The sequence below is a fragment of the Pseudomonadota bacterium genome (assembly GCA_010028905.1).
In the GTDB taxonomy this organism is placed as follows: Bacteria; Vulcanimicrobiota; Xenobia; order RGZZ01; family RGZZ01; genus RGZZ01.
In genome coordinates this window covers 1-6,090 of record RGZZ01000312.1, presented here as the reverse complement: position 1 = coordinate 6,090, position 6,090 = coordinate 1, and the positions used below count along the sequence as shown (strand labels likewise).

Genomic DNA, 6,090 nt, shown 5'->3' with positions numbered 1-6,090 from the left:
CGCGGTGATCTGGCCTGCCCTCATCATGGCGCTGCAGAAGGTGCCGGGCAACGAGTGGATGCGCCTTCCCCATAAGATCTACGCGCACAGCTTCTGGATCAGTGAGGGCCAGAAGATGAGCAAGTCGCTGGGGAACTTCATCGATCTGGAGAAGATCGAGGCGTACTGCGAGCGCTTCGGCGTCGATGCGTTCCGCTGGTTCCTCGCGACACAGGGTCCGCTCGAGGCCGTTGACAGCGATTTCTCCGAAGCGCGGTTCATCGACGTCTACAACAGCGAGCTGGCCAATGGCGTGGGGAACTGCGCCAGTCGCGTCACCAACATGGTGGGCCGCTACTTCGAGGGGCGTCTGCCCGCGCCGGGGGCGCATGAGGGCGAGGGTGAGCCGCTGGCCCGGCTGGCGGCTCGCGCGGTCGATGCGTACCGCGCGGCCATGGCGCAGGTCGATCTGTCGGGTGCGTTCGGCGCGGCCCTGTCACTGGTGCGCGCGGTCGACGGGTACATCGAGAAGACCCAGCCCTTCAAGATGGCCAAGGAACCGAGCAACCTGCCGCGGGTGGGGGCGGTGCTGTACGACTGCGCGGAGGCGGTTCGCATCGCCTCGCTGCTGCTCTGGCCCGCAATGCCGGTTCGCATGGCCGAGCTGTGGAACCGGCTGGGCTTTGGCGAGGAGACCGCCGCGCTCGCGGGCGACGAAGCCGGCGCGAGCGGGCGTCTCGACGTGTGGGCGAACTGGGGCTGGCTCAAAGAGGGGGCCTCGGTCTCGAAGGGCGACGCCCTTTTTGCCCGCTATGCCCCACCCGCCGATCGAACCTGAGCGCGAGCGCCCTTTCTTCGCCTAGGCGGTGGCCTGCTCGGTCTGACCTGGGCGGCGCAGCATCTTGTCGATCTCGCTGATGTGCAGGTCTTCCTCGGCGATGGCCTTGCGGCAGTACTCCTCGAGGCAGATGGAGCGGTCTTTCACCAGGGTGAGGAGATCGTAGTAGTGCTTCTGGTGAGCGCGCTCGTGCTCGTACGACTCGCGCAGGATGTCGTCGATGTTGTGCTTCTCTGTTTCGAGGAGCGGACCGATCTTGAGCGACGGATGGCCGCCGAGCATCGTGACCATCTCACCCGCGACCTGCGCATGGGTGAGCGACTCCTGGGCCTTGCCGCGATAGTATGACGTGATGGGGATGCGGGCGTGACCGAAGACCATCATGCTGTAGTGGGTGTAGCGGACGACGCCGGCCAGCTCCCACTCGAGGATCTGGTTGAGCTTGTCGATGACCGCGGTCTTGTCGAGGCTGTCGTGAAGTGACAAGGGGGAGACCTCCTGTGTGTGGTGTGACTCGCGACCACTGGCGGTGGGGGCGCGGAAGGGCGCATCGTTTCTCACAGACCGCTCGACCTCCTGCCATGCCGCAGGTGAGCGGCTCACTGGGGAGGAAGCGCGGGTCGCGCGTCTAATTGGCCGGGCGCCATGTCTCCCGACGCTTCGTCTACATCCTCCCCCCGCGAAGAGCCGAGCTTTGACGCCGCTCGCCTGCGAGAATGGGCGGGAGAGGACGCACCGCATATGCGTCGCATCAGCGGCGTGTTCATCGAGACCCTGGAGACGGCGATGACGCAGCTGCGCAGCGCCCGCGACCTCTGCGATCTGCAAGGTGCGCGCCGGGCGGCCCACGACATCAAGAACTGCTTCGGACTGCTTCAGGCCGGCAGCGCTGTGGCAGACGCCCTCGCCCTGGAAGAGCTCGACGCACTCGACGCGCAGGGTGGTTCGACAGCGATCTTCGAGCGGCTCGAGCGACACGCGCGTGATGCGTGCCGCTTCGTGGAAGGGCTTGCCCTCGCGTCTGACTGATCGCCTCAGCCGAGAGCGCCCGATGTCAGTGCGAGGAAGCGTGCCATCGCCGCGGTCATCATTGCGGGATCGCGGCTCCCCCCCATCTCGCGCGCGGAGTGCATCGAGAGCATCGGATTTCCCACGTCGACGGTGGCGATGCCGAGCAGGGTCGAGGTGATGGGGCCGATGGTGCTTCCGCAGGCCAGGTCGGTGCGGTGCACATAGCTCTGGCTTGGCACGCCGGCTTCGGCGCACAGCCGGTGGAAGAGGGCGGCCGTGCGGGCACACGTGGCGTATCGCTGCTGGCTGTTCACCTTCACCACGGGGCCTCCGTTGATGACGGGCTTGTGGTTGGGCTCGTGCCGGTCTGGATAGTTCGGATGCACGGCGTGGGCCATGTCGGCAGAGAGGCAGAGCGAGGCGGCGAGCGTGCGATGGTGGCGCTCGCGGTCGTGCCCCAGTGCGAGGGTGATGCGCTCCAGCAGACGGGGGAGGAGCCCGGAGCCGGCGCCTGCGTGGCTCTGGCTTCCCACCTCCTCGTGATCGAAGAGCACGGCCATGCGTATCGTGTCGCCTTCCAGGCCGGCGGTCTCGATCAGCGCGTGGACGGCCGCGTGGCACATGGCCAGGTTGTCGAGGCGGGCCGACCAGATGAACTCGCCGTCGAGACCTCCGCGCGCGGGCGCGGTGAGGTCGTGCAGCATCAGATCGAGCCCCGTGATGGATGTGCCGTCGATGTCGAGGGCGGAGGCGCACAGCGCTCTCAGCGCGTCGGGGTGCTCTCCCAGGCCGAGGATGGGGACAAGATGGCTCTGGCGGTTCAGCACAAGCCCCTTCTCGTTCACCTCGCGGTCGAGGTGGATGGCCAGCTGGGCAACTCGTGCCAGGGGGCGGTCGAAGCGAACAAGGCGGGTGGTTACCCGACCCGCTTCGTTCATCGTCACGCGGCCCGCGATGCCCAGATCGCGATCGAGCCACGTGTTGAGCAGTGCGCCCCCGTAGACCTCGACCCCGATCTGCAGATAGCCCTCCTTTGCGAATGGAGGGGCTGGCTTCAGCCGCAGGTTCGGGCTGTCGGTGTGGGCGCCGATGAGGTGTACGGCGTGTACCTGGTGCGGAGGGATCACGAAGGCCGCAAGTGCGCTGTCCGCGTGGGCGACGTAGTAGCGGCCGGGTGCGAGGGGCGACCACCCGTCAGCTTCCCGGAGCGCGGAGAAGCCGGCCTCCTTCAAGCGTGCGATGGCGCTCTCGACGGCGTGGTACGGGGTCGGAGAGGCGGCGAGGAAGCGGAGGAGGTCGTCTGTGACGCGTGATTCTGTCATGGATGTGGATTTGCGCCTGGCGGTGTCGTTCTCCTTGCGACAGCATTTGTCATCATGCCCGTGCTACCGTGTTCGTACTGGAAGGCGCGCAGATGAACGCAGAGGCAGTCGCGCGGGGGAGGTGGGCATCCTTGAGAACCCTGATCGAATCGGCGAGGCGCTCGCTCGAGCGCGTCTGGCGAGCCCTCGATGTGCTCTGGTGGCATTCGCCCATGGCCGCTGTCTTCATGCGCCAGGCCACGCTCGATACGCTCACGGCCGACCTCGTGCGCTGTCGGCTTGAGATCGACGCGCGCCGAGGCTCGCCGCGGTTCCGCCGCGAGTGGGACACGCAGCTGCGCCAGCTGGAGTGGGAGCATGTACGGCGCCTCGAGCGCGCCGGTCGCGGTCGTGACCCTTTTGTGAGACGCGTGCTCGAGCGGGGAGAAGATGCGTGAAGGCAGGGTCAAGCAGGCGGGCGCTTCGGCAGGAAAGGCCTTGTGTCGTGGGAAACGCAGGCGAACCCAAAATCCGACCTTCACAGGAGAAGTCATGAAGAGAGCCCTTGCGAGCATCGTGCTCGTCCTCGCCCTGATGGTTCCGGCGTTCGCCCAGCAGTGGAGCCCCCTCAGCGGCATCCACGCCATCGACATCAGCGTCTCTGGCAGCGCCATCTGGATCGTGGGCACCGACAACAAGGTCTACACGGCGCCCAAGCCTGCCCCGGGGCGCATTGCGAAGTTCGTGCCCGCCCCCGGAAGCATCTCGGCCACCCGCATCTCGGTGGGCGACGACAACCAGCCCTGGGTCGTTTCGACAGACCAGGGGGTCTACCGCTTCAGTGGTCAGGGATGGCTGCGCATCGGCACGCAGAGCGCCATCGACATCAGCGTCAACCTCAACGGCGGCTGGTGCCTGGGCACCGACAACAAGATCTACCAGTGGACCGGCGCGGAGTGGAAGCGCTACAGCAACACGTTCAAGGGCACTCGCCTCGCGGTGGCCAACAGTAGCCGCGTGTTCCTCGTGGGCATGGATGGCTCCATCTTCGACTGCAACGGCAGCGACTGGGGCCGCCTCAAGGATCAGAAGGGTCAGGACATCGACGTGACGGGAACCACGCCGTGGATCGTGGGCAGCGACAACGGCGTCTTCTACTATCAGGGCAACTGGCTGCCCTATGGCGCTCCTCAGGCCCAGGCCATCAGCGCCAGCAGCGGCACGCCCTATGTCATCGGCCGCGACAACAAGCCCTACATCGGAGGCCTCGGCGCGCGCTGAGCGACGCTTCGTGTGGGCTGGGCCTCAGAGACCGCGTTTCACGCGGTCTCTTTTCATGCTGGCGGCTGTTGTCGGCCAGACAAGGCTACCAGTGCGTGTGAGCGCGCACCACGGGCTTCACGTCACGTCCGCCGCCCAGGTTGCCCTGCGCCTGCAGGCCGGCTTCCACGTCGACCTTCACGTCGTGCCCGAACGCCTTGAACGAGACGGGCTTCGTGGCGCCAGCGAAGGCGCGGTAGTACACGTTGGTGCTGCCCGCACCCCAGTTGCGCTGCAGGCCTTCCTCGAGCTCGATGTTGAGGCGCGAGCCCGAGCCCAGCAGGCTCTTCGTGATCTCGCCGTTCTCGAATCGCTGCACGGTTCGCACGTAGGCCATCGAGGTCGACGACGGGAGGTCGTGCGAGGCGCCGAGGTTGAACTCGTAGGTCTGCTTCCAGTCGCCTTCGCGGCTCTGCCAGCGCTGGAACGCCTCGACCCGCGGTCCGGCGAAGCCGGCGATGTTCGGGTCGCCCACCGCACCCACGGGGTCGAGACGCGAGCCCAGGCCGTACTGGTAGCGCGCGTGGATGTCGGCGCGCAACCCCTGCGAGCGGTCGAATCCGCCCACCACGTCGTGCTTCTCGATGCTGGCCTTGAGCACCGCCGCGTCGACCGTGACGCCGGCACCGAACTTGTTGATGCGTGTGAGCAGGTAGGGGTCTGCCTTCACGACCATGGGGTCGAACTTCCAAGTGTAGTCTTCGATGGTGCCAGAGGCGCGGTACTGGGCGAGCGGGGTGTCGTTGAGCACCTTGTTCACCTGGTCGGTGTACGATGCAACGGTTCCCTTCACACCCTTCACCGTCTCTTGCAGCCCTCGGGTCTTGTCTTGCAGCGAGGTGTACCACGGGGCCTCGGTCTCGGTCGACGGTGCGGTGGTCTCTGTGCTGGCGTCGGCGGACGCGGAGGAGGACAGCGCGTCGCGATCAACGGGTACGAGCGGCGTCGAGATGCTGGTGTGGGAGGTGGGCCCCGGTTCGTGGGCTGACGCGAACGCGGGGAGGGCCAGCATGGCCACCGACACGGCCACCGCGGCACCCACGTGGCTGTCTGCCGGCTGAGGCTCATCGCTTGAGAGGGAGACCCTGTCCGGCGTCGCCATCGTCGCGGGAAGGGGCGTGTGGGCGGTCGTCGTGGCCTTCAGCCACGGGGAGCACACGGTCGATCGGCTGTCGATGCGGTTCGCGTTCATGCGTCTGACTGGTCGCCCCTCTCTCTTCCCCTAGTATACCTCGAATGGCGCTCGAATGGGTTGCGAGGTTGTTAACAAAGTGGGGGAGGCGCCTCTGATTCTTACGCACCACATTCATGGCAGTCGCGAGGTTCGGGGGCACGACGGCGAACCCCACGGCGCGACCCTCGCCCCTCGCCTCCGCGCCTTCATCGCACCCCCGATAAAGCAAGCCTGGCCCGCGGCCGCAGAATGGGACTGCAGCGCGGGCCAGGCTCTTGTTTTCTCAGCTCGCCTCATGGGTGCAGCGCGCACTCGTGAGACGCAGGCCGTCATCAGCGGCGGTGGTGGCGGAACCGGCGGTCGGGGCTGGCGCCCGGTCCGCCTGCGCGGCCCGGAGGGTTCTCCCAGTTGGTGCCGGGACCACCGGCCATCCCCGGCGGGTTGTTGTCACGGTCGCGGTGGTGGCG

7 protein-coding genes are annotated in these 6,090 nt (G+C 66.9%); 4 read left to right on the top strand and 3 right to left on the bottom strand.

Annotated features, from left to right (window positions below; translation table 11 throughout):
- The first annotated feature begins 4 nt into the window (after positions 1 to 4).
- Positions 5 to 817, top strand: coding sequence for a hypothetical protein (locus EB084_17740; protein NDD30102.1), 813 nt, complete (start codon positions 5 to 7; stop codon positions 815 to 817).
- A gap of 21 nt (positions 818 to 838) precedes the next feature.
- Here the strand turns inward: EB084_17740 and EB084_17735 are convergent, their stop codons facing one another.
- Complete coding sequence (locus EB084_17735; GenBank protein ID NDD30101.1) at positions 839 to 1,558, bottom strand: hypothetical protein; 720 nt, start codon at positions 1,556 to 1,558, stop codon at positions 839 to 841.
- Between EB084_17735 and EB084_17730 the strand changes: the two genes are divergently transcribed.
- Positions 1,463 to 1,846 carry an Hpt domain-containing protein gene (locus EB084_17730; GenBank protein NDD30100.1) on the top strand — a complete coding sequence of 128 codons (384 nt, stop codon included), beginning with the start codon at positions 1,463 to 1,465 and terminating at the stop codon, positions 1,844 to 1,846. The two genes, EB084_17735 and EB084_17730, sit on opposite strands and share 96 nt — an antisense overlap.
- A 5-nt stretch (positions 1,847 to 1,851) precedes the next feature.
- Here the strand turns inward: EB084_17730 and EB084_17725 are convergent, their stop codons facing one another.
- Entirely contained in the window at positions 1,852 to 3,150 is a 1,299-nt protein-coding gene (locus EB084_17725) for a M18 family aminopeptidase (protein ID NDD30099.1), read from the bottom strand.
- A 131-nt stretch (positions 3,151 to 3,281) separates the two neighbouring features.
- Between EB084_17725 and EB084_17720 the strand changes: the two genes are divergently transcribed.
- Together EB084_17720 and EB084_17715 are read left to right on the top strand one after the other, a co-directional pair.
- Positions 3,282 to 3,587, top strand: a complete 306-nt coding sequence (locus EB084_17720) for a hypothetical protein (GenBank protein ID NDD30098.1) — start codon at positions 3,282 to 3,284, stop codon at positions 3,585 to 3,587.
- A gap of 94 nt (positions 3,588 to 3,681) precedes the next feature.
- Entirely contained in the window at positions 3,682 to 4,410 is a 729-nt protein-coding gene (locus EB084_17715; GenBank protein ID NDD30097.1) for a hypothetical protein, read from the top strand.
- Between the two features lie 85 nt (positions 4,411 to 4,495).
- Here the strand turns inward: EB084_17715 and EB084_17710 are convergent, their stop codons facing one another.
- Positions 4,496 to 5,641, bottom strand: a complete 1,146-nt coding sequence (locus EB084_17710; GenBank protein ID NDD30096.1) for a hypothetical protein — start codon at positions 5,639 to 5,641, stop codon at positions 4,496 to 4,498.
- Positions 5,642 to 6,090: the final 449 nt, after the last annotated feature.